The organism is Mycobacteriales bacterium, from assembly GCA_036497565.1.
Taxonomy (GTDB): Bacteria; Actinomycetota; Actinomycetes; order Mycobacteriales; family QHCD01; genus DASXJE01.
In genome coordinates this window covers 1-22,191 of the sequence record DASXJE010000080.1, presented here as the reverse complement: position 1 = coordinate 22,191, position 22,191 = coordinate 1, and the positions used below count along the sequence as shown (strand labels likewise).

23 protein-coding genes are annotated in these 22,191 nt (G+C 71.1%); 19 read left to right on the top strand and 4 right to left on the bottom strand.

Annotated elements, in window-relative coordinates; all coding sequences use genetic code 11:
• The 4 genes from VGH85_07320 to VGH85_07305 form a co-directional block, all read left to right on the top strand.
• The coding region (locus VGH85_07320; GenBank protein HEY2173608.1) for a hypothetical protein at positions 1 to 1,143 on the top strand (1,143 nt) is incomplete at its 5' end.
• Positions 1,144 to 1,153: 10 nt separating this feature from the next.
• Positions 1,154 to 1,606 (top strand): cupin domain-containing protein, encoded by a 453-nt coding sequence (locus VGH85_07315; protein HEY2173607.1) that lies wholly within the window; start codon positions 1,154 to 1,156, stop codon positions 1,604 to 1,606.
• A gap of 134 nt (positions 1,607 to 1,740) precedes the next feature.
• On the top strand, positions 1,741 to 3,636 hold the full coding sequence (gene nhaA, locus VGH85_07310) for a Na+/H+ antiporter NhaA (protein ID HEY2173606.1): 1,896 nt from the start codon (positions 1,741 to 1,743) through the stop codon (positions 3,634 to 3,636).
• Complete coding sequence (locus VGH85_07305; protein ID HEY2173605.1) at positions 3,633 to 5,135, top strand: DHA2 family efflux MFS transporter permease subunit; 1,503 nt, start codon at positions 3,633 to 3,635, stop codon at positions 5,133 to 5,135. The genes nhaA and VGH85_07305 overlap by 4 nt, the downstream gene beginning before the upstream one ends.
• Here the strand turns inward: VGH85_07305 and VGH85_07300 are convergent.
• Together VGH85_07300 and VGH85_07295 are read right to left on the bottom strand one after the other, a co-directional pair.
• Positions 5,132 to 5,917 carry an SDR family oxidoreductase gene (locus VGH85_07300; GenBank protein ID HEY2173604.1) on the bottom strand — a complete coding sequence of 262 codons (786 nt, stop codon included), beginning with the start codon at positions 5,915 to 5,917 and terminating at the stop codon, positions 5,132 to 5,134. The two genes, VGH85_07305 and VGH85_07300, sit on opposite strands and share 4 nt — an antisense overlap.
• Complete coding sequence (locus VGH85_07295; protein ID HEY2173603.1) at positions 5,908 to 6,600, bottom strand: hypothetical protein; 693 nt, start codon at positions 6,598 to 6,600, stop codon at positions 5,908 to 5,910. The genes VGH85_07300 and VGH85_07295 overlap by 10 nt, the downstream gene beginning before the upstream one ends.
• Positions 6,601 to 6,655: 55 nt before the next feature.
• On the opposite strand from VGH85_07295, the gene VGH85_07290 reads away from it, so the two are divergent.
• The 3 genes from VGH85_07290 (at position 6,656) to serB (ending at position 11,343) form a co-directional block, all read left to right on the top strand.
• Positions 6,656 to 8,221: an ATP-dependent DNA ligase gene (locus VGH85_07290; protein HEY2173602.1), complete on the top strand. Its 1,566-nt coding sequence runs from the start codon at positions 6,656 to 6,658 to the stop codon at positions 8,219 to 8,221.
• Positions 8,222 to 8,327: 106 nt separating this feature from the next.
• Positions 8,328 to 10,073 (top strand): cytochrome c oxidase subunit I, encoded by a 1,746-nt coding sequence (gene ctaD, locus VGH85_07285; protein ID HEY2173601.1) that lies wholly within the window; start codon positions 8,328 to 8,330, stop codon positions 10,071 to 10,073.
• Between the two features lie 64 nt (positions 10,074 to 10,137).
• Positions 10,138 to 11,343 carry a phosphoserine phosphatase SerB gene (gene serB / locus VGH85_07280; protein ID HEY2173600.1) on the top strand — a complete coding sequence of 402 codons (1,206 nt, stop codon included), beginning with the start codon at positions 10,138 to 10,140 and terminating at the stop codon, positions 11,341 to 11,343.
• Between the two features lie 7 nt (positions 11,344 to 11,350).
• Here the strand turns inward: serB and VGH85_07275 are convergent, their stop codons facing one another.
• Positions 11,351 to 11,920, bottom strand: coding sequence for an isochorismatase family protein (locus VGH85_07275; protein HEY2173599.1), 570 nt, complete (start codon positions 11,918 to 11,920; stop codon positions 11,351 to 11,353).
• Positions 11,917 to 13,200 carry a nicotinate phosphoribosyltransferase gene (locus VGH85_07270; protein ID HEY2173598.1) on the bottom strand — a complete coding sequence of 428 codons (1,284 nt, stop codon included), beginning with the start codon at positions 13,198 to 13,200 and terminating at the stop codon, positions 11,917 to 11,919. The genes VGH85_07275 and VGH85_07270 overlap by 4 nt, the downstream gene beginning before the upstream one ends.
• A 129-nt stretch (positions 13,201 to 13,329) precedes the next feature.
• Here VGH85_07270 and clpS point away from each other — a divergent pair, with 129 nt between their 5' ends.
• The 12 genes from clpS to VGH85_07210 form a co-directional block, all read left to right on the top strand.
• A complete protein-coding gene (gene clpS, locus VGH85_07265) occupies positions 13,330 to 13,590 on the top strand; it encodes an ATP-dependent Clp protease adapter ClpS (GenBank protein HEY2173597.1) in 261 nt (86 codons plus the stop codon).
• Positions 13,591 to 13,593: 3 nt separating this feature from the next.
• Positions 13,594 to 14,133, top strand: a complete 540-nt coding sequence (locus VGH85_07260) for a DUF2017 domain-containing protein (protein ID HEY2173596.1) — start codon at positions 13,594 to 13,596, stop codon at positions 14,131 to 14,133.
• Positions 14,134 to 14,143: 10 nt separating this feature from the next.
• On the top strand, positions 14,144 to 14,605 hold the full coding sequence (locus VGH85_07255) for a M67 family metallopeptidase (protein ID HEY2173595.1): 462 nt from the start codon (positions 14,144 to 14,146) through the stop codon (positions 14,603 to 14,605).
• A 66-nt stretch (positions 14,606 to 14,671) separates the two neighbouring features.
• On the top strand, positions 14,672 to 14,947 hold the full coding sequence (locus VGH85_07250; GenBank protein ID HEY2173594.1) for a MoaD/ThiS family protein: 276 nt from the start codon (positions 14,672 to 14,674) through the stop codon (positions 14,945 to 14,947).
• 7 nt (positions 14,948 to 14,954) lie between these two features.
• The gene (locus VGH85_07245; GenBank protein HEY2173593.1) at positions 14,955 to 15,905 is read left to right on the top strand and encodes a cysteine synthase; all 951 of its coding nucleotides are present in this window, start codon (positions 14,955 to 14,957) and stop codon (positions 15,903 to 15,905) included.
• A 44-nt stretch (positions 15,906 to 15,949) separates the two neighbouring features.
• Positions 15,950 to 17,245 carry a Gfo/Idh/MocA family oxidoreductase gene (locus tag VGH85_07240; protein ID HEY2173592.1) on the top strand — a complete coding sequence of 432 codons (1,296 nt, stop codon included), beginning with the start codon at positions 15,950 to 15,952 and terminating at the stop codon, positions 17,243 to 17,245.
• A complete protein-coding gene (murI, locus tag VGH85_07235; GenBank protein ID HEY2173591.1) occupies positions 17,242 to 18,063 on the top strand; it encodes a glutamate racemase in 822 nt (273 codons plus the stop codon). Before VGH85_07240 ends, murI begins: the two co-directional genes overlap by 4 nt.
• Entirely contained in the window at positions 18,060 to 18,803 is a 744-nt protein-coding gene (locus VGH85_07230) for an MBL fold metallo-hydrolase (protein HEY2173590.1), read from the top strand. Before murI ends, VGH85_07230 begins: the two co-directional genes overlap by 4 nt.
• Positions 18,804 to 18,823: 20 nt before the next feature.
• On the top strand, positions 18,824 to 19,558 hold the full coding sequence (gene rph, locus VGH85_07225) for a ribonuclease PH (GenBank protein HEY2173589.1): 735 nt from the start codon (positions 18,824 to 18,826) through the stop codon (positions 19,556 to 19,558).
• Positions 19,555 to 20,163 (top strand): RdgB/HAM1 family non-canonical purine NTP pyrophosphatase, encoded by a 609-nt coding sequence (gene rdgB / locus VGH85_07220; protein HEY2173588.1) that lies wholly within the window; start codon positions 19,555 to 19,557, stop codon positions 20,161 to 20,163. Before rph ends, rdgB begins: the two co-directional genes overlap by 4 nt.
• 129 nt (positions 20,164 to 20,292) lie before the next feature.
• Positions 20,293 to 21,264 (top strand): MurR/RpiR family transcriptional regulator, encoded by a 972-nt coding sequence (locus VGH85_07215; protein HEY2173587.1) that lies wholly within the window; start codon positions 20,293 to 20,295, stop codon positions 21,262 to 21,264.
• Positions 21,265 to 21,409: 145 nt separating this feature from the next.
• Positions 21,410 to 22,191, top strand: a 782-nt coding sequence (locus VGH85_07210) for an extracellular solute-binding protein (protein ID HEY2173586.1), incomplete at its 3' end; no start/stop codon positions are given.

Sequence of the window (22,191 nt, the reverse complement as noted above, 5' to 3'; positions counted from 1 at the left end):
ATGTACGCCGTAGGAAGGTTCACCCAGGTGAAGAAGGGCAGTGCCACCGTCACGCGCAACAACGTGTTCTCCTTCAGCGCGACGAACGGGACGATCACCTCCTGGAACCCGAACGTCAACGGCCAGGTGGACACCATCGTCCTGTCCTCCAACTGCGCGACGGCGTACCTCGGCGGGACCTTCACCTCGATCGCCGGCACCGCGGTGAAGAACATCGCCGCCGTGTCCACGAGCGGCACCGGCGCGGTGGTCTCGACCTTCGCGCACAGCGCGGCAGGCCGGGTGGCGACCCTGGCGATCAGCGGCTCCCACCTGCTCGCAGGGGGCTACTTCACGGGTGTCAACAACTCGACCAAGAAGTACATGGTGAGCCTGAGCCTGACCACCGGCCGGGACGACAACTACCTGCCCGACCTCGGCATCTCGGGCAACTATCCGGGCAACGGCAACGCGACCCGGATCTACAACCAGCAGCTCTCGCACGACGGAACGCGTGACCTGGTCGAAGGCGACTTCCTCACCGTGGGCGGACACGCCCTGCGGCAGGCGTTCATCCTCAACCTCGGCACCGCGCCGACGGTGTCGAACTGGAAGTCGAACGACTTCGACCGGGATTGCGCGGCGGTCGAGCCCTTCTACGTGCAGGACGGCGCCTGGTCGCCGGACGACTCCCGGGTCTACTTCCCGACGACCGGCTACAAGCCGGCTACCGGGCTCGGCTCGAGGACGACCGACGTGCGCAGCGGGCCGTGTGACGCCGCGCTGGCGTTCACCACGACGCCTGCGGCGCAGAGCGCGCTGTGGATCAACTACACCGGCTGCGACTCGCTGTTCAGTGCGGAGGCCGACGGCACGACGGCGTACTTCGGTGGGCATGAGCGGTGGTCGAGCAACCCCAACGGCTGCGACGGGCTGAAGTCTCCGGGCATCGTGGCTCCGGGCATGGAGGGCCTGAACCCGCTCACGGGGGCGCTGACCTACAACCCGACCCGGGGGCGCGGCCTGGGAGCCGACGACATGCTCATCACCAGCGCCGGCCTGTGGATCGCCAGTGACAACCAGGCCAACACCGCCAACTGCGGCAAAACCGCGGCAGGCAAGCCGGCCTACGGCCACGTGGGGCTCTGCCTGCTGCCGTACTAGCGTGCGGTTGATGACCGACGATCGAGGCGACGCATTCCACCAGCGACTGCACCACGTCGCGCCCTCCGGCCTTGTCTCCGACACGGCGCAGACGGCAGGAATGCGTCGCCTCGAGGCCATCAGCGGCAAGACCGTCGGTGCGGAGAACCTCTGGATGGGCCAGACCCACGTGCCGGCCGCGACGAGGTCGGAGAACCATCACCACGGGCACTCCGAGACGGCGATCTACGTCGCGCAGGGTCACCCCGTCTTCGTCTTCCTCGACCCGGATGACGGAGATACGCCGGGGCGGGAGGTGCGGATCGAGACCTCTCCCGGCGACTACGTCTTCGTCCCGCCCTGGGTCCCGCACCGCGAAGAGAACCCGGATCCGGCCCATGAGGCCGTCGTCGTCATCGCCCGGACGACCCAGGAGGCGATCGTGGTCAACCTGCCGGACCTGCGGTGGGTCGGGCAGGCCTGACCGGTTCAGCCCCGCACGTGGAGCCTCTCGGCCATGATGGAACCCGACCGGGAGGGGGCGGGCACGGAACAATTGGCAATCCGCCGCGATTTCCCCACGGACGGCCGCACCCCGCCCCCGATGAGGACTCCACGATGACCGGACCGCAGGCCCCTGCCGCGCCCTACTCCGGCCGGACCGCGTGGGCCCGCAACCTGGAGACGCCGCTCCGGACGTTCCTGCGGACCGAGTCCGGCAGTGCGGCCATCCTGCTGGGGGCGACACTCGCGGCGCTGGCCTGGGCGAACATCGACACCGGGTCTTACGACACGGTCTGGCACACGACACTCTCGATCCGCATCGGCGACTCCGGGGTGACGCAGAGCGTCCGCGGCTGGGTGAACACCGGGCTGATGACGCTCTTCTTCTTCGTCGTCGGGCTGGAGGCACGCCGGGAATTCGACATGGGCGAACTTCGGGAGCGCCGGCGAGTCGCCCTGCCACTGGCCGCCGGCATCGGGGGCATGCTGGTACCGGTCGCGATCTACCTCGCCGTCAACGCGGGGACGTCCTCGGCCCACGGCTGGGGCGTCGCCATGTCGACCGACACCGCGTTCGCGCTCGGCCTGCTGGCCCTGGTCGCGCGTCGGCTGCCGGACAAGGTGCGGGCGTTCCTGCTGACGGTCGCCGTCGTCGACGACGTGGTGGCGCTGCTCATCATCGCCACCGTCTACAGCACGAATGTCGACCTGCTGCCGCTCGTCGTCGCCCTCGCGCTCTTCGGAGTGCTCCTCGCCCTGCGTACGGCGCGGATCCGGGCCGGCGTCGTCTACGCGCTGGTCGGCGTGGCGGTGTGGGTGGCGTTGTTCAAGTCGGGGGTCGATCCGGTCGTGGTCGGTCTGGCGATGGGCCTGATGACCTTCGCCTACCCGCCCGCGCGGGACGACCTCGAGCGGGCCACCGGGCTGTTCCGCGACTTCCGGGAACAACCGACCCCCGAGCTCGCCCAGTCGGCGCGGATCGGGCTGGTCGCCGCCGTCTCGCCGAACGAGCGTCTGCAGCAGCTCTACCACCCCTGGACCAGCTACCTGATCGTGCCGTTGTTCGCCCTGGCCAACGCCGGCATTCCGATCAGCGGCGGGTTCCTCGCCCGCGCGTACACCTCGCCGATCACGCTGGGGATCCTGATCGGTTACGTCGCCGGGAAGCCCATCGGCATCACCGGCACCGCCTGGCTGGTCACCCGGCTGAGCCGCGGCCGGTTGCGTCCGACCGTCGGGTGGGCAGCCATCGCCGGGAACGGCGCGATCGCGGGAATCGGCTTCACCGTAGCCATCCTGATCGCCACCCTCGCCTTCCGCGGCACGCAGTTGCAGGAGGCGAAACTCGGCGTCCTGTCCGCCGCCGCGTGCGCCGGCCTCGCCGCGTGGGCCGTCTTCCGCCTCACCGCGTTGCTCCCGCAACCCCGCCGCGCCGTCGCTCTGCTGGGGACCGGTGAGACCCTCGTCGACCTGATCCCCGACGTCGATCCCGATCGGGACCACATCCGCGGGCCGTCGGAGTCGTTGGTGACCATGGTCGAGTTCGGTGATCTCGAATGCCCCTTCTGCGGGCAGGCGGAGCCGGTGGTCCGCGAGCTGCTCGCCGACTTCGGCGAGGTGCGATACGTGTGGCGGCACCTGCCACTCACCGACGTCCACCCCCGCGCCCAGATCGCGGCCGAGGCCAGCGAGGCCGCCGCCGCGCAGGGGAAGTTCTGGGAGATGCACGACCTCCTGCTCACCCACCAGGACGACCTTCGGCCGGTCGACCTGCTCCGCTACGCGGGCGACCTGGGCCTGGACGTCGACCGGTTCCACGACGAAATTCGCCGCCATGTCTACGCCTCGCGGGTCGCCGAGGACGTCGACTCCGCCGGCCTGAGCGGCGTCGGGGGTACGCCGACGTTCTTCATCAACGGGCGGCGGCACTACGGCGCCTACGACATCGAGGCGCTCACCGCGGCCGTCAAGACGGCGAAGGCGCGAGCGAAGATCGCGAGCAACGTATGACCGGCGCGCAGTCGACGCTCAGCCTGCGCTACGGCACGTCGAAGGGGCGCTGGGTGCTCACGGCCACGGTGCTCGGCTCGGGCATGGCCGGGCTCGACGCCACCGTGGTCGGGATTGCGCTGCCGACGATCGGCCGCGACTTCACGGTCGGGGTGGCGGCCCTGCAGTGGGTGGTCAACGCCTACACCCTCACCCTGGCCGGCCTGTTGCTGCTCGGCGGCACCCTCGGCGACCGGCTCGGCCGGCGCAAGGTCTTCGTCATCGGCACGGTGTGGTTCGCCATCGCCTCACTGCTGTGCGGCGTCGCCCCCAACGCGACCACGCTGATCTTCGCGCGGGCACTGCAGGGCGTCGGCGCCGCACTGCTCACCCCCGGCAGCCTCGCGATCCTGCAGGCCTCCTTCGTCCCGGACGACCGGCCCCGCGCGATCGGTGCGTGGTCCGGGCTCGGGGGTGTCGCCACCGCGGTGGGGCCGTTCCTCGGCGGCTGGCTGATCAGCGCCGTCTCCTGGCGGTTGGTGTTCTTCATCAACCTGCCGCTCGCCGCGTTCGTCGTCCTGATCGCGTCGCGGCACGTGCCGGAGTCGCGGGCACCGGCGACCGGCTCCCGGCTGGACGTCCCCGGCGCCACGGCGATCACCGGTGGGCTGGTCGGCGTCACCTACGGGCTCATCGAAGGTCCCGTGCACGGCTGGACCTCGCCGCTCGTCCTGTGCGCCCTGCTGGCCGGGACCGTCCTGCTGGCGCTCTTCCTGGTCATCGAGGCGCGCACCGACGATCCGATGCTTCCCCTCGGTGTCTTCAAGTCGAAGCAGTTCTCCGCCGCCAACGCCGTCACGTTCGTCGTCTACGGCGCCCTCGGCGGCACCCTGTTCCTGCTGCCCGTGGTGCTGCAAGAGGTCGCCGGCTACAGTCCGCTGCTCGCCGGTACGGCGCTGCTTCCGGTCACCGTCATCATGCTGGCGCTCTCCGCCCGGTCGGGTGCTCTCGCCGCGCGGATCGGCCCGCGGCTGCAGATGACGGTCGGTCCGTTGGTCATCGCCGCCGGGCTGGCCCTGCTGGTGCGCATCAATACCGGCGGCAACTACCTGACCGAGGTGCTGCCCGCGGTGCTCGTGTTCGGCTTCGGGCTGGCCATCAACGTGGCCCCGCTGACCTCCACCGCCCTCGGGGCGGTCCCCGCCGAACACGCGGGCGTCGCGTCGGCGATCAACAACGACGTCGCCCGCGCCGCCGGGCTGATCGCCGTCGCCGTCCTGCCCGTCGCCGCCGGGATCACCGGCGACTCCTACCTGCACCCGTTGGCCCTGCAACACGGCTTCCGCATCGCCGTACTCATCGCTGCCGTGGCCTGCGTCGGTGGCGGGGTGCTGGCCGCGTTCACGATCCGCAACCCGGCCCGCCGACCGCACGAGCCGGCCCGCCCGGCCGTGCACTCCTGTGCGCTGGAGGCGACGTCACTCCGCGCCGACGCGGGCGTCGGAACCCGTCACACCTAGAGCGTGGTGACGAGACCGCCGTCGATCACGAAGTCCGCGCCGGTGACGTTGGCGGTCCGGTCGCTCGCCAGCAGCAGGACGAGGTCGGCCACCTCGTCCGGGCGGGTGAACCGGCCGGTCACCGACTGTTTAGCCGCCGTGTCGGCCACGGTGCGCGGGTCGACGCCGCTCGATCGCGCCGTAGTGGCGGCCACGCCGTTCTCGCCGAGCCACAGGTCGGTGGCGACCGGGCCCGGGCTCACGGTGTTGACGCGGATCCCCTTCGGCCCGACCTCCTTCGACAATGCCTTCGAGAAGTTGGCCAACGCCGCCTTCGCGGCGCAGTAGTCGATCACGGTCGGGTCGGGCAGAAAGCTGTTGACCGACGCGGTCGAGACGATGGCGCCGGCTCCGGCGGCGAGCATGGTCGGCAGCGCCGCACGGACGGTCCGGACCGCGGCCATCAGGTTGAGGTTCATGCTGGCGAGCCACTGATCGTCGGTCACCTCGAGGAACCCGCCGAGCCGCGGTGGCGCCGCGCCGACGTTGTTGACGAGGATGTCGATCCCGCCGTGTGCGATCCCGACCGCGACGAGCTCGGCCGGACCGGTCGAGGTCGACAGGTCGCCCGGCACCGCCTCGAGCCGTCCGCCATCGACCAGATCCGCGAGCTCCGCGCTGATCCCGCGGGCGCCGGCCACCACCAGGACGCCCTCCGAGACGAGAGCGCGGGCGATGGCGAGGCCGATGCCCTTGCTGGCACCGGTGACGACCGCGACCTTGTCCTGCAGTCCTAATTCCACCCGACCGAAGCTACGCCGACCGGGCGGAACAATTGCAGTGATCCGACCGGTACGAAGCCGGCCGCCAGCAACGCGCGGAGGCTGGCGGCGTTGCCCGGCGCGGCGGCCGCGACGACCAGTTGACCGAGGGGTATCGCACTCAGAGCTTCGCGGACGAGCGCCGTACCCCCTCCGTGACGGCGCCGGTCGTCCTCCAACTCGAAGCTCATCTCGGTGAGGCACGCGAGGCCGCGGCAGATCACGGCGACCGCGTCCCGGTCCGAGTCGCGGTAGCCGAGGACCCGTACGTCGTCCCGGATCGCCCGGGCGAACTGCACCCGGGGATGGTCGGCCAGGTCCGGCCGGGCGACGAGCGCCGGCCGGCCGGCCCGCTCGCCGGTGCCGCGGCCGAGCAGGACGGCGTCGAGTGAGTCGATCCAGCCACCTGCGCCGGCCAGGTCGGTGATCACCCGCGGATCGTGCGCGCCGCCGAAGCCGTCCACCCCCAGCCCGACCAGTCGCTCGTCGGCGATGCCGGGGTCGACGGCGAGGACCGCGTGGCCGGTGAACGACACGATTGCCTGCAGGTCCGGACGCCAGGGCGGCACGCGTCGCCAGCCGCCGTCCACCGGCGGAAAGTGGCCCGCGGCCGCGTCGGCGAGGAGCGCCGCGAGCGGGTGCACGGAATCGGGGGAGCGCGGCACGACGCGATGATCGCAGCACCGGGCGGTTGTCGGTGTGCTGCGCGATGATCTGCGGGTGCTGCTTCAGGAGCTGGCCGAGACCTGGGACGCGGTGACCGCAATCCCGGGTCGTATCGCGAAGGTCGAGCGGCTCGCCGCGTGCCTGCGTCGGCTCGACCCGGATGAGGTGGTCCCGGCGGTGGCCTATCTGTCCGGTGAGCTCCGGCAGCGGCAGATCGGCGTCGGCTGGGCGTCGCTGCGGGAGCCCCCGCCGCCGGCGGACACCGAGTCGCTGACCGTGCCCGAGGTCGACGCGGCGCTCGAGCGCATCGGCCGGCAGTCCGGCACGGGGTCGCAGGCGGTGCGCCGACGCATGCTGGCGGAGCTGTTCGGTGCGGCCACCCCGATCGAGCAGCGCTTCCTGCGCCAACTGCTGGTCGGCGAGCTAAGGCAGGGAGCACTCGAAGGGGTGATGATCGACGCGGTCGCCAAGGCCGCCGACGTTCCCTCCCGGGAGGTACGCCGGGCCGTGCTGCTGCGCGGCGACCTGCGGGCGGTCGCGGCGATCGCGCTGACCGAGGGGGTCGATGGGCTCAGATCGGTGCGGTTGGAGGTCGGCCGCCCGCTCGCGCCGATGCTCGCCCAGCCGGCGGAGGACATCGAGGCCGCCTTCGACCGCACCGGTCCGGCCGCGGTCGAGTGGAAGCTCGACGGGGTCCGGATCCAGGTGCACCGCGACGGCTCGGACATCGCGGTGTTCACGCGCAGCCTCGACGACATCACCAGTCGGGTGCCGGAGGTCGTCGAGGCTGTGGGGGCGCTGCCGGTTGGCACCGTGATCCTCGACGGCGAGGCGATCGCGCTGCGCCCGGACGGGAGACCGGAGCGGTTCCAGGTCACCGCCTCGCGGATCGGCGCCCGGGCCGACCCCGCCGCCCTGCGCCGTACGGTGCCGCTCACCGCGATCTTCTTCGACGTCCTGCACCTCGACGGCGTGGATCTGCTCGAGCGCCCCGAGTCCGAGCGGTTCGCCGCGCTCGAATCCGTCCTCCCCGCCGACCTGGTGATCCGCCGCACCGTGGCGGCGGACGCCGTGGGCGCCCAGGAGTTCTTCGCCGAGACCCTGCGCCGCGGCCACGAGGGCGTCGTCGTCAAGTCCCTGGAGGCGCCGTACGACGCGGGCCGGCGCGGCGGCAGCTGGCTGAAGGTCAAACCGCGGCACACCCTCGATCTCGTGGTCCTCGCCGCCGAGTGGGGTCACGGCCGGCGCCGGGGCGTGTTGTCCAACCTGCACCTCGGTGCCCGCGACCCGGCCGGGGGCTTCGTGATGCTCGGCAAGACGTTCAAAGGGCTCACCGACGCGATGCTCGCCTGGCAGACCGAGCGGCTGCTCGAGCTCGCCGTCGACCGCGGCGACTGGGTGGTGACGGTGCGTCCGGAGCTGGTCGTCGAGATCGCCTTCGACGGGGTCCAGACCAGCACCCGCTACCCCGGGGGAGTCGCATTGCGGTTCGCCCGGGTCAAGGGTTACCGGGCGGACAAGGGACCCGGACAGGCCGACACGATCGAGGCCGTCCGGGCCATCGACGAGGGCATGCATGGGGGCATGCATGGGGGCATGCATGGGGCGGCCGGCGGGTGACGCGCCCGATAGGCCACCCGCAAGTCCGCGTCGTCGGGGAAGCCTTATCCTTCCGGAGGGACCACCGATCCGCTGGAGGGGCTTCGTGACCATTGCGCCGTCACCCATCGTCAGCCGGCCTTACCCGGCGCGACGGGTGCGCAAGGGCGAGAAGCTGCTGTCCTACATCGGCACGACCGACCACAAGAGGATCGGTGAGCTCTACCTGGTGACGTCGTTCGCGTTCTTCGCGATCGGCGGCATCATGGCGCTGATGATGCGGGCCGAGCTCGCCCGGCCGGGCATGCAATACCTCTCCCAAGAGCAGTACAACCAGCTCTTCACCATGCACGGCACGATCATGTTGTTGCTGTTCGCGACGCCGCTGGTGTTCGCGTTCGCCAACCTGGTGCTGCCGCTGCAGATCGGTTCTCCGGACGTCAGCTTCCCGCGGCTCAACGCGTTCTCCTACTGGCTGTTCCTCGGCGGCGGCATCACCGTCATGCTCGGCTTCATCACCCCGGGCGGGGCCGCCGACTTCGGCTGGACCGCCTACGCGCCGCTCAACGACGCGATCAACTCGCCCAACGTCGGGGCCGACCTGTGGATCATGGGCCTGGTCATCGCGGGCCTGGGCACCATCCTCGGTGCGGTCAACATGATCACCACCGTGGTGACCCTTCGGGCCCCCGGCATGACGATGTTCCGGATGCCGATCTTCACCTGGAACATCCTGGTCACCGCCGTCCTCATCCTGATGGCGTTCCCGATCCTGACCGCCGCGTTGCTGGCGCTGATGGCCGACCGGCATCTCGGGGCGCAGATCTTCGAGGCCGGCAACGGCGGTGCGCTGCTGTGGCAGCACCTGTTCTGGTTCTTCGGGCATCCCGAGGTCTACATCGTCGCCCTGCCGTTCTTCGGCATCGTGTCGGAGATCTTCCCGGTCTTCAGCCGCAAGCCCTGCTTCGGCTACAAGGGCCTGATCTTCGCCACGCTCGGGATCGCGGCGCTGTCGATGACGGTGTGGGCGCACCACATGTTCGCGACCGGCGCGGTGCTGCTGCCGTTCTTCTCCTTCATGACCTTCCTGATCGCCGTACCGACCGGGGTGAAGTTCTTCAACTGGATCGGCACGATGTGGCACGGGTCGCTCACCTTCGAGACGCCGATGCTGTTCTCGCTGGGCTTCCTCATCACGTTCCTGTTCGGCGGGCTGACCGGTGTTCTGCTGGCGTCGCCGCCGCTGGACTTCCACGTCTCCGACAGCTACTTCGTCGTGGCGCACTTCCACTACGTGCTGTTCGGCACGATCGTGTTCGCGGCGTACGCCGGGGTCTACTTCTGGTTCCCGAAGTTCACCGGACGGTTCCTCGACGAGAAGCTCGGCAAGCTGCACTTCTGGACCACGTTCATCGGGTTCCACCTGACGTTCCTCGTGCAGCACTGGCTCGGCGACGAGGGCATGCCGCGGCGCTACGCCGACTACCTGCCGACCGACGGCTTCACCACGCTCAACACCGTCTCCACGATCGGCGCGTTCCTGCTCGGGTCGTCCACGCTGCCCTTCGCCTACAACGTCTACCGGTCCTACCGCTTCGGCGAGATCGCGACCGCCGACGACCCGTGGGGCTACGGCAACTCGCTGGAGTGGGCGACGTCCTCCCCGCCGCCGCGGCACAACTTCACCTCCCTGCCCCGCATCCGTTCCGAGCGGCCGGCGTTCGAGCTGCACTACCCGCACCTGATGGAAAGACTCGAAGCCGAGGCGCACTCCCGCAGCAGGGGCGATTCCGCCCTGACGACCGCGGGCACGTCGGACGGGCTGCTCGGACACGGCGATCGGCAGGGGAAGAAGGATCCGGACCCGACCTGAGCGCCCTCCTTCGAGCTGCGGCGGGCCTCGGTCTGCGGCATCCGGGCAGTAAGGTCGAACTGTCATGAATCCACACACCGTGCTGATGACGGTCGCCGGCCGGGACCGCCCCGGGGTGACCTCGGCGCTGTTCGCGGCGCTCGCCGCGCACGACGTCGAGGTGCTCGACGTCGAGCAGGTGGTGATCCGCGAGCGGCTCGTGCTGGGGATCCTGCTGGCCCTGCGTGGCGACCCCGGCACACTGCGCACCTCGGCCACCCGGGCCGGCAATGTGCTCGGCCTGGAGGTCGACGTCTTCCTCGGTGACGACGAGGCCGACCTCGGTCCGCGCACCGACCGGCACCACGTCATCGTGATCGGCCGCCCGCTGCGCGCCGGCGCGGTGGGGGAGCTCGCCCGCCGGATCGCCGAGGTCGGCGGCAACATCGACACGATCTCCCGGCTGTCGCACTACCCGGTGACCAGCCTGGAGCTGATGGTCTCCGGTGCGGACTCGCGGCAGCTGCGGACCGCGCTGGCGGAGGCCGCCTCCGGCACCGGGACCGACATCGCGGTTGAGCGGGCCGGCCTGCACCGGCGCTCGAAGCGCCTGGTGGTCCTCGACGTCGACTCCACCCTGGTGCAGGGCGAGGTGGTCGAACTGCTGGCCGAGCGCGCCGGCTGCGCGACGGAGGTGGCCCGGATCACCGATCTCGCGATGACCGGTCAGATCGACTTCGCGCGGGCCCTGCGCGAGCGGGTGGCGCTGCTCGAAGGGCTGCCGGTGCGGGTCTGCGACGAGGTGCGGGCGGAGCTCGAGTTCAGCCCGGGCGCGCGGACCCTCGTGCGCACCCTCAAGCGGATGGGTTACCGCTGCGGCATCGTCAGCGGCGGGTTCACCCAGGTCACCGACGGTCTGGCCGAGGACCTCGAGCTCGACTTCGCGGTCGCCAACACCCTGGGTGTCGCAGACGGCCGACTCACCGGCCGGCTGGTGGGAGAGATCGTCGACCGGCCGGCCAAGGCGCGCGCGTTACGTCGCTTCGCGGCGGAGGCGGGGGTGCCGCTCAGCCAGACCGTCGCGGTCGGCGACGGAGCCAACGACATCGACATGCTGGCCGCGGCCGGGCTCGGCATCGCCTTCAACGCCAAGCCGGCGCTGGCCCGGGTCGCCGACACCGAGCTACGCCAGCCCTACCTCGACGTCATCCTCTTCGTCCTCGGGGTGACCCGCGACGAGATCGAGGCCGCCGACGCGGGCGATCTGGTCCGCTCGACCACCGCCGGCTGACGCCGGATCAGCCGGTCACGACGGGTTCTCCGAGCAGCACGATTCCGGCGGCCCGCATCTCGTCGACCGCATCCGTCGTGGTCGGCGCGGCAACGCCGGCGGTCAGGTCGAGGCGCACGGTCGTCACGAGACCCAGGCGGACCGCGTCCAGCGCGGTCGCCCGGACGCAATGGTCGGTGGCCAGCCCGACCACCTCCACCCGGTCGACGTCGTGCCCGCGGAGCCACTGCTCCAGCGTCACGTCACCGGTCCGGCCCTCGAACCCGCTGTACGCCGCGGCGTACTCACCCTTGACGAAGGTCGCCTCGATCCGGTCGGTGGCCAGGGCCGGGTGGAACTCGCCACCCGCGGTACCGACGACGCAGTGCGGCGGCCAGGAGTGGACGAAGTCCGGGTGGTCGGCGAAGTGCGCGCCGGGGCTGATGTGATGGTCGCGGGTCGCCACCACGTAGTCGGCCGGGTCGCCCGCCAGCCGCGCACTGATCCGTGCCGCGACGGCCGCGCCGCCGGCGATCGCGAGGCTCCCGCCTTCACAGAAGTCGTTCTGCACGTCGGCGACGATGACCGCCGTCGTCATCGCGGACCGCCCTCGAAGGTCGTCGGGATGGCCGGTTCGCCGCGGGAGAGCTTCGTCCCGTCCCACGGCACCGAGACCATGCGCGCGCGCATGGTCTCCCGTGCCTGGGCCAGTGTCGGCAGCCTGTCGACCGGCCGCCCGCCGCGCATCAGCGGCATCTGCAGCGGGCGGTCGCCCGGCTGCTCGGACGGGTCGGCCTGTGCGCGGATCACCTCCTCGGTGGCCGTGCCACTGGCTTTGTGCCGGCGTACGGCGACCTTGCGTCCACCGCGGGACGACTTGTGCTCCGAGCGTTTCGCGACCGGACGACCGTCGACCTCGACCAGTTTGTAGACCATTCCCGCGGTCGGTGCGCCCGAGCCGGTGACCAGCGTCGTCCCGACGCCGTAGGAGTCGACCGGCGCCGCGGCGAGCGCGGCGATCGAATACTCGTCGAGGTCGCTGGTCACGACGATGTGGGTCTTGGTCGCGCCGAGGGAGTCGAGCTGACGGCGGGCCTCCTTGGCGAGCCCGCCGAGGTCGCCGGAGTCGATCCGGATCGCGCCGAGCCCGGGGCCGGCGACCTCGACCGCCCGCCGGATGCCCTCGGCGATGTCGTAGGTGTCGACCAGCAGGGTGGTGCCGGCGCCGAGCGTGTCGACCTGCGCCCGGAACGCGTTGCTCTCGTCGTCGAGCAGCGTGAAGGAGTGCGCCGCGGTGCCCGTGGTCGGGACGCCGTAGCGCCGACCGGCCTCGAGGTTGGAGGTCGCCGCGAACCCGGCGATGAAGGCCGCCCGCGCCGCGGCGACGGCGGCCCGCTCGTGGGTGCGCCGCGACCCCATCTCGATCAACGGCCGGTCCCCGGCGGCGACCACCATCCGGGCGGCGGCCGACGCGACGGCGCAGTCGTGGTTGAGGATCGAGAGCACGATGGTTTCCAGCAGCACCGCCTGGGCGAAGCTGCCGCGGACCGTCAGCACCGGCGAGCCCGGGAAATACAGCTCGCCCTCGGCGTATCCGTCGACGTCGCCCGCGAACCGGTAGTCGGCCAGCCAGTCGCGGGTGTCCGGATCGATGATGTGGGCGTCCAGGAGGAAGGCCAGGTCGTCGACGTCGAAACGGAACGCCTCGATCGCCTCCAGCAGGCGGCCGGTGCCGCTGACCACGCCGTAGCGCCGCCCGTCGGGCAGCCGCCGCGCGAAGGCCTCGAAGACGCACTGCCGATGCGCCGTCCCCGCCCGCAGGGCCGCGCGGAGCATCGTCAACTCGTACTGGTCGGTGAGCAGCGCCGTCGACTCCACCTCGCCAGGTTAGTGGTCGGCGAGGATGTGGACCGCGTTCGCGAATGGGGTCTCCGGTGGCAGCATGTACCCATGAACGTGCGGGTGAGCGTCGCGCCGGGCGAGGTCGAGGAGGCCGACGTCCAGCAGATGCCGGACATCGAGGAGAAGGCCGTCATCGACCGGCCGTGGGTCACCATCGTCTGGAACGACCCGATCAACCTCATGTCCTACGTGACCTACGTGTTCCAGAAGCTCTTCGGCTACCCCAAGGAAAAGGCGACCCAGCTGATGCTCGACGTACATCACAAGGGGCGTGCCGCGGTGTCGCACGGCACCCGGGAGCAGATGGAGTACGACGTGTCCCGCCTGCACGCGGCCGGCCTGTGGGCCACGCTGCGCAAGGACTGACCCGTGGCGGCGATCCGGCGACGGGGCGGCACGCTCACGCTCACCGTGGACGGCGACGAGGCGGCCCTGCTGCGGGCCGTGGTGAGCGACGTCCGCTCGCTGCTCGAACCGCCCCCGGACGCCGGCAGCGGCGACCCGCTGGAGGAGATGGCCGGCCTCACCGACAGTGACGGCATCCCGCCGACGGACCCGGCTCTCGCCCGGCTGCTCCCGGACGGCTACCGCGACGACCCGCAGGCCGCCGCCGAGCTGCGGCGGCTCACCGAGGGGTCGCTGCGCCAGACCAAGTCCGAGGCGGCCGAGCAGGTCCTCGGGTCCATCCCGGACGGCGGCGGCAAGGTCAAGCTCGGCGACGAGGAGGCCGGGGCGTGGCTCACGTCACTCAACGACGTGCGGCTGGTGCTCGGAACGCGGCTCGGAGTGTCCGAAGAGTCCGAGATGCTCGGGGGTTACGAGCCCGGTGAGGCGGGCGCGGCGCCGTATCTCGTCTATCACTGGCTCACCGGCCTGCAGGACGAGTTGGTCACTGCGCTGTCTGGGTAAACTAGGTGACGTGCTGCGTATCGACCAGGCGTCCCACGACGCGATCGTCGCGCACGCCCGCAAGGATCACCCGGACGAGGCGTGCGGTGTCGTCGCAGGTCCGGAGAGCAGTGACCGACCTGAGCGGTTCGTCCCGATGCTCAACGCCGCGCGGTCGCCGACCTTCTACGAGTTCGACGCCGCCGACCTGCTCGGGCTCTACAAGGACATGGACGCCCGGGGCGAGGAGCCGGTGGTGATCTACCACTCGCACACCGCCACCGAGGCCTATCCGTCCCGCACCGACGTGTCCTACGCGCAGGAGCCCGGCGCCCATTACGTGCTGGTCTCCACCCGCGACCCGGCGACCACGGAGTTCCGGTCGTTCCGCATCATCGACGGTGTGGTCACCGAGGAGCCGGTCGAGGTGGTCCAGTCCTACATGTTCGGCCACACGCCGGCCGAGGTCGTCTACGACTGTCCGCCGTCCTAGACGCGCCGGCCGCACGCGGCCACAGTCAGCCGACCATCGCGATTTCTCCCGAGGAGCAAGCCTTCCATGGCTATCGACGTTCGTATTCCGACCATCCTGCGTAGCTACACCGGCGGCGAGAAGGCCGTCGAAGGAGCCGGCGACACGCTCGGCTCGCTGCTCACCGACCTCGACGGCCGGCACCCCGGCATCAAGGGCCGGCTGGTGACCGACGACGGCGGCCTGCACCGCTTCGTCAACGTCTACGTCAACGACGAGGACGTGCGGTTCACCGGCGCCCTGGACACCAAGGTCAAGGACGGCGACTCGGTGACCATCCTCCCCGCGGTCGCCGGGGGCTGAGGCCGTCATGGCCCGCTACGACTCGCTGCTCGACTCGCTCGGCGGCACTCCGCTGGTGGGTCTGCCCCGCCTGTCGCCGTCCGGCGACGTACGGCTGTGGGCGAAGCTCGAAGACCGCAACCCGACCGGGTCGGTGAAGGACCGGGCGGCGTTCTTCATGATCCAGGCGGCGGAGAAGGACGGTCTGCTCCGGCCCGGCGCGACGATCCTGGAGCCGACCAGCGGCAACACCGGGATCTCACTGGCGATGCTGGCCCGGCTGCGCGGCTACCGGATGATCTGTGTGATGCCGGAGAACACCTCGACCGAGCGCCGGCAGCTGCTCGAGATGTACGGCGCGGAGATCATCTCGTCACCCGCGGCCGGCGGCTCCAACGAGGCCGTCGCGGTCGCCAAGCAACTCGCGTCCGACCACCCCGACTGGGTGATGCTCTACCAGTACGGCAACCCGGCCAACGCCGAGGCGCACTACGCCACCACGGGCCCGGAGCTGCTCGCCGACCTGCCGTCGATCACCCACTTCGTGGCCGGGCTCGGCACCACCGGCACGCTGATGGGCGCCGGGCGCTACCTGCGTGAGCACGTCCCGGGGATCCAGGTCGTCGCCGCCGAGCCGCGCTACGGGGAGCTGGTCTACGGGCTGCGCAACGTCGACGAGGGGTTCGTCCCCGAGCTCTACGACGACACCGTGCTCACCACCCGGTTCTCGGTCGGCTCCCGCGACGCGCTGCTGCGGACCCGGCAGCTGATCGAGGTGGAGGGGATCTTCGCCGGCATCTCCACCGGAGCGATCCTGCACGCCGCCCTGGCCTGCGCCCACCGGGCCGAGCAGGCCGGACAGCGGGCCGACATCGCGCTGATCGTCGCCGACGGCGGCTGGAAGTACCTGTCCACCGGCGCCTACGCCGGCACCCTCGCGGACGCGGAGAACGCGCTCGAGGGCCAGCTCTGGGCCTAGCCTGCCGTCACCGGGAAATCCGGCGGGGAGATTAGGCTGACGCCGTGACCTCCTCTCCGCTGCGCCCCGACGGTCCCGTGACGCTCGCTCTGGTCGGTGCCGGGCAGCGTGGCTCGGTCTACGCCTCGTGGATCGCCGAGCACCCCGAGCGCGCCCGCGTCGTCGCGGTCGCCGAGCCGCGGGAACATCAGCGGGAAGCGATCGTCGCCGCCCACGGCATCCCGCCGGAGATGGTGTTCGAATCCTGGAAGGAGCTCGCCGCCGCGGGCAAGATCGCCGATGCGGCGATCGTCACCACCCAGGACCACCACCACGTCGAGCCGGCCGTCGCCCTCGCGGAGGCCGGCTACCACCTCATGCTCGAGAAGCCGATGGCCCCGACCGAGGAGGGGTGCCGCACCATCGTCGACGCGGTGACACGGGCCGGCGTGATGTTCGCGGTCTGCCACGTGATGCGCTACACGCCCTACACCCGGGCGTTCAAGCAGGCCGTCGACTCCGGCTGGATCGGCGACGTCGTCAACATCCAGCACCTCGAGCCGGTCGGTTTCTGGCACCAGGCGCATTCCTACGTCCGTGGCAACTGGCGGCGCGAGGACACATCGTCGTTCATGCTCATGACCAAGTCCTGCCACGACCTCGACTGGCTGCGCTACATCGTCGGCCGGCCCGCGACGCGGGTCTCCAGTTTCGGCGGACTGGCCCACTTCCGTCCCGAGCACGCCCCGGTCGGTTCGGGCGACCGGTGCCTCGACTGCGCGGTCGAGCCGGAGTGCCCGTATTCCGCACCGCGGCTCTACCGCGGTCTGCTCGCCGAGGGTCGGCTGGGCTGGCCGCTGTCGGTCATCACCGACGACCTCACCGAGGACGGTGTCGATGAGGCGCTGCGGGACGGCCCCTACGGCCGCTGCGTCTACCACTGCGACAACGACGTCGTCGACCACCAGGTGGTGGCGATGGAGTTCGACGGCGGCGTGACCGCGACGTTCACGATGACCGCATTCTCCGAGGCCGCGCACCGGCGTACCCAGGTCTTCGGGACCAGGGGGCGCATCGACGGCGACGGCGAGCGGATCTCGGTGCTCGACTTCGTGACCGGCCGCACCGAGGTGCTCGACGTGACGTCGGCCGGGTCGGACACCGCCAGCGGGCACGGCGGCGGCGACGCCGGGCTGGTGGACGCTTTCGTCACGGCGCTGGCGACCGGCAACCCCGGCAACATCCGGTCCGGGCCGGCGGAGACGCTCGAGACCCACCTCACCGTGTTCGCCGCCGAACGCGCACGGCGCTCCGGGACCGTCGAGGAGATCACGGCCGAGGCCCTGGCCGGCTCGTCGTGAGCGTCTCGCCCGACGCGCCGATCGGCATCTTCGACTCGGGCGTCGGCGGGCTCACCGTCGCCCGGGCCATCCTCGACCAGCTGCCGCACGAGGAACTCCGCTACGTCGGCGACACCGCCCACGTGCCCTACGGTCCGCGCCCCATCGCCGAGGTGCGCAAGTTCGCCCTCGAGGTCATGGATCACATCGTGTCGACCGGCGTGAAGATGCTGGTCATCGCCTGCAACTCGGCGAGCGCGGCCTGCCTGCGTGACGCCCGGGAACGCTACGACGTACCGGTCGTCGAGGTGATCGTCCCCGCCGTACGCCGGGCGGTGGCCGCGACCCGCACCGGCCGGGTCGGTGTCATCGGCACCGCTGCGACCATCGCCAGCCGCGCCTACGACGACGCCTTCGCGGCGGCGCCGCAGGTGCAGGTCAACGGCGTGGCCTGCCCACGGTTCGTGGACTTCGTCGAGCGGGGGACGACCAGCGGCCGGCAGATCCTCGGGCTGACCCAGACCTACCTCGACCCGTTGCAGGCGGCCGACGTCGACGTCGTCGTGCTCGGCTGCACGCACTACCCGCTGCTCGCCGGCGTCATCTCGCTGGTGATGGGCGACCAGGTGACGCTGGTCAACAGCGCCGAGGAGACCGCGAAGGACGTCTTCCGGGTGCTGACCGAGCGCGACGCGCTGCGGCCGGCCGACCTGCCCGCCCCGCGGCACCGGTTCCTCGCCACCGGCGATCCGGCGCCGTTCGCCCGGCTCGGCCGGCGCTTCCTCGGGCCGGAGATCGCGATGGTGGAGCCCGCCGACTTCGGCGCGGTGAGTTCGTGAGGCTGACCGTCGTCGGGTGTTCGGGCAGCATGCCCGGCCCGGCCGGGCCGGCATCGTCGTACCTGGTCGAACACGACGGTGTCCACCTGCTGCTCGATCTCGGCAACGGTGCGCTCGGCGCGCTGCAGCGCCATCTCGACCCGTCGCTCGTCGACGCCGTGCTGCTGTCCCACCTGCACGCCGACCACTGCCTCGACATGTGCGCCTACGTCGTGCACCGCCGCTACGCGCCGGGTGGTCCGCGGCCGCCGGTGCCGGTGCACGGCCCGGGCGACACGGCCCGGCGGCTGACCACGGCCTACGGGCCGCCGGACGGCGGGCTCGACGACGTGTTCGCCTTCTCCGCACTGGCCGACGGGCGGCGTGAGATCGGGCCGTTCACGCTGACCACGGCGCGGGTGAACCACCCGGTCGAGACCTACGCCACGCGGGTGGAGGCGGCCGGGCGGTCGCTGACCTACTCCGCCGACACCGGCGTTTCCGACGCGCTGGTCGAGCTGGCCCGGGGGACCGACCTGCTGCTGTGCGAGGCCACCTTCGCCGCCGAGGATGACGCGCCGCCCGACCTGCACCTGACCGGTCGCGAGGCGGGGGAGCACGCGGCCCGGGCCGGGGTCGACCGGCTGGTCCTCACCCACATCCCGCCGTGGAACGACCCGATACGGACTCTCGACGACGCGTCGGCGGTCTTCGACGGCGCCGTCGAGGTGGCGGTGCCCGCGGCGACGTACGCGATCTGACGGGCCGTAGGGTTCTGCTCATGAGCCGACCCGACGGCCGCCGGCCGGACCAGCTCCGTGACGTCAGGATCCTGCGCGGATGGCAGCGTTGGGCGGAGGGATCCGCCCTGATCGACTTCGGCGACACCCGCGTGCTGTGCGCCGCCAGCGTCACCGAAGGCGTGCCGCGGTGGCGGCGGGGCAGCGGCCTCGGCTGGGTCACCGCCGAGTATTCGATGCTCCCGCGGGCGACCCACACACGCAGCGACCGCGAGTCGGTCCGCGGCCGCATCGGCGGGCGCACCCACGAGATCAGCCGGCTGATCGGCCGGTCGTTGCGGGCCTGCATCGACCTTTCGGCGCTCGGAGAGAACACGATCGCCGTCGACTGCGACGTGCTCCAGGCCGACGGCGGCACCCGCACGGCCGCCATCACCGGGTCCTACGTCGCGCTCGCGGACGCTGTCGGCTGGCTGGCCGGGCGCGGGTCCCTGGCCCGGCCGAAGCCGCTGCACACGTCGGTCGCCGCGATCAGCGTGGGCATTCTCGACGGCGAGCCGCGGCTCGATCTCTGCTACGAGGAGGACGTCGCCGCCGACACCGACATGAACGTCGTCTGCACCGGCACCGGCGACTTCGTCGAGGTGCAGGGCACCGCCGAGGGCGCCGCGTTCGGGCGGTCCGAGCTCGACGGCCTGCTCGACGTCGCGGTGACCGGCTGCGCCGAGCTCACCCGGCTGCAGCTGAAGGCACTCGAGGAAAACCTGGACGGATGAGTCACCGGCTCGTCCTCGCCACCCGCAACGGCGCGAAGCTCGCCGAGCTGCGCCGGATCCTCGCCGCGACGGTCGACCTGGAACTCGTCGGCCTGGCCGACGTCCCGGCGTACGACGAGGTGCCCGAGACCGGTGCCACCTTCGCCGACAACGCCCTGCTCAAGGCTCGCGAGGCGGCGACGCACACCGGGCTGCCCGCCGTGGCCGACGACAGCGGACTGACCGTCGATGCCCTCGGCGGGATGCCGGGCGTGCTCTCCGCCCGCTGGGCGGGCGGGCACGGCGACGACGCGGCCAACCTGCGGCTGGTCCTCGACCAACTGCAGGACGTTCCCGACGAACGACGGGGCGGGGCGTTCGTGTGCGCCGCGGCGCTGGTGCTGCCTGACGGCACCGAGCGGGTCGTGCACGGGCAGGTGGACGGGGTGATCCTGCGCGAGCCCCGGGGTGACGGCGGGTTCGGTTACGACCCGATCTTCCGCCCGCACGGCGAGACCCGGACCACGGCCGAGATGTCGGCCGCCGAGAAGGACGCGATCAGCCATCGGGGCAAGGCTTTTCGCGCTTTGGCACCGCTGGTCGCGGAGGCTCTGGCCGCCCGCTGACCTGACGGCGTGTTACGACACGGTGAAAATCATGCTCAGATGCTTGACATCTGGGGCCCTGATCGAAGAATCTTTTTCACCTCGTGACCCCCGTTGAACTTCGTTCATCCACCGGAGAGGACGCCGCCGATGACGCTGCCCGTCGTCCAGGCCGGGTCGACGGGGGCGCCGGTCAGCGTGCTGAGCCGCACCCAGACTTTGATCGCGGAATCGACCGGCGCGATGCGGCGGGTCGGGGAGCGACTGCTCGCCGACCTACCGGGCGCCGCCCACGCGACCATCATCGAACTCGCGGAGAGCAGTGGCACGTCGCCGGCGACGGTGACCCGGTTCTGCCGGGCCCTCGGCTTCGACGGCTACTCGGCGCTGCGGCTGCAGATCGCCAGCGAGACCGGCCGGGCGGCCGGGGCCGGGTGGGAGGTCGACATCGGCCGGGAGGTGTTGCCGACCGACCCGATCGACGCGGTCGCGAATGTCGTGGCCGGTGCGGATGTCCGGGCCATCCAGGACACCGTCGCCCAACTCGACGTCGGCGTCGTCGGGCAGGTCGCGGCCGCGATGGCGGTGGCCGGCCGGATCGACGTGTACGGCATCGGCAACAGCGCCACCGTGGCCCGCGAACTGCACCTGCGCCTGCATCGCATCGGGATGCGCTCCTGGGCGTGGGCGGAGGTGCACGACGGGCTCACCAGTGCCGCGCTGCTCGATCCCGGCGACGTCGCACTCGCCATCTCGCACAGTGGCCGCACCACCGAGACCGTGCAGATGCTCGCGGAGGCGGCCAGCCACGGTGCGACGACGGTGGCGCTGACCAACTTCGCCCGCTCGCCGCTCGCCCGGGTCGCCGACCTGGTCCTGACGACGGCGGTCTACGAGACGAGCTTCCGGCCGGGGTCGATCGCGGCGCGGCACTCCCAGCTCACCGTCGTCGACGTCGTCTACGTCGCCGTCGCCCAGCGCACGCACCAGCGCACCACGGCGGCACTGCGGGCCACGGCGAAGGCGGTCGAGGCGCACCGGGTCACCGACGGGGCGGGGCCCGGGCCCGGCGCCGGATCCGGCTCCGGACCGGTGGTCCGCAAGGGCCGGAGGCGCCGGTGACCCACCCGATCGACGGATACCGAGGACCGGGGCCGCACGGTAATGTCCGCGCTCCCGATACACCCACCACCATCACCACACCCCTGCACGTGCGGGGCCGCCGGACCTCACCGGCGGGCCGCGTAACCGGAAGGCGAGGCACCACATGAACAGCAACATCTTCGGGCAATCGGGGGTCAGTCGGCGGGCCTTCCTCCGACGGGCGGCTGCGGCCGGCGCACTGGTCGTTCCTGCCGGCGCCGTCCTGTCCGCCTGCGCGACCTCCGGTGGCGGCGGGAATCAGAACGTCGGCACGACCAAGAAGAGCACCACCAACCCGCTCGGTGTGAAGCCGGACGCACCACTGGATGTGTTCATCTTCAAGGGCGGCTACGGCGATGACTACGCGAAGTACGACGAGTCGCTGTACTCCAAGGCGTTCCCGAAGGCGAAGGTCCACCACAGCTCCGGTCAGCAGCTGGGCCAGACGTTGCAGCCCCGGTTCGTCGGCGGCAACCCGCCGGACGTGATCGACAACTCCGGAGCCGGCAACCTCGACGTGGCGACCCTGGTCGCAAAGGGTCAGATCCAGGACCTCTCGGCGATGTTCAACTCGCCGTCCGTGGACGACCCCAACACGACGGTCAAGGACAGCCTGCTGCCTGGTGTCTACGACTCGGGGCTGTTCAGCGGAAAGCCCTACATCCTCAACTACGTCTACACGGTCAACGCGATCTGGTATTCCAAGACACTGTTTGCGCAGAAGGGCTGGGAATACCCGAAGACCTGGGACGACATGCTCGCGCTGTGCGCGAAGATCAAGAAGTCTGGCATCTCGCCGTGGACCTTCCAGGGCAAGTACCCGTACTACATTCTCAACCCGATCCTGTCGATGGCCGCCAAGACCGGCGGGCAGCAGGTGCTGACGAACCTCGACAACCTCGAGCC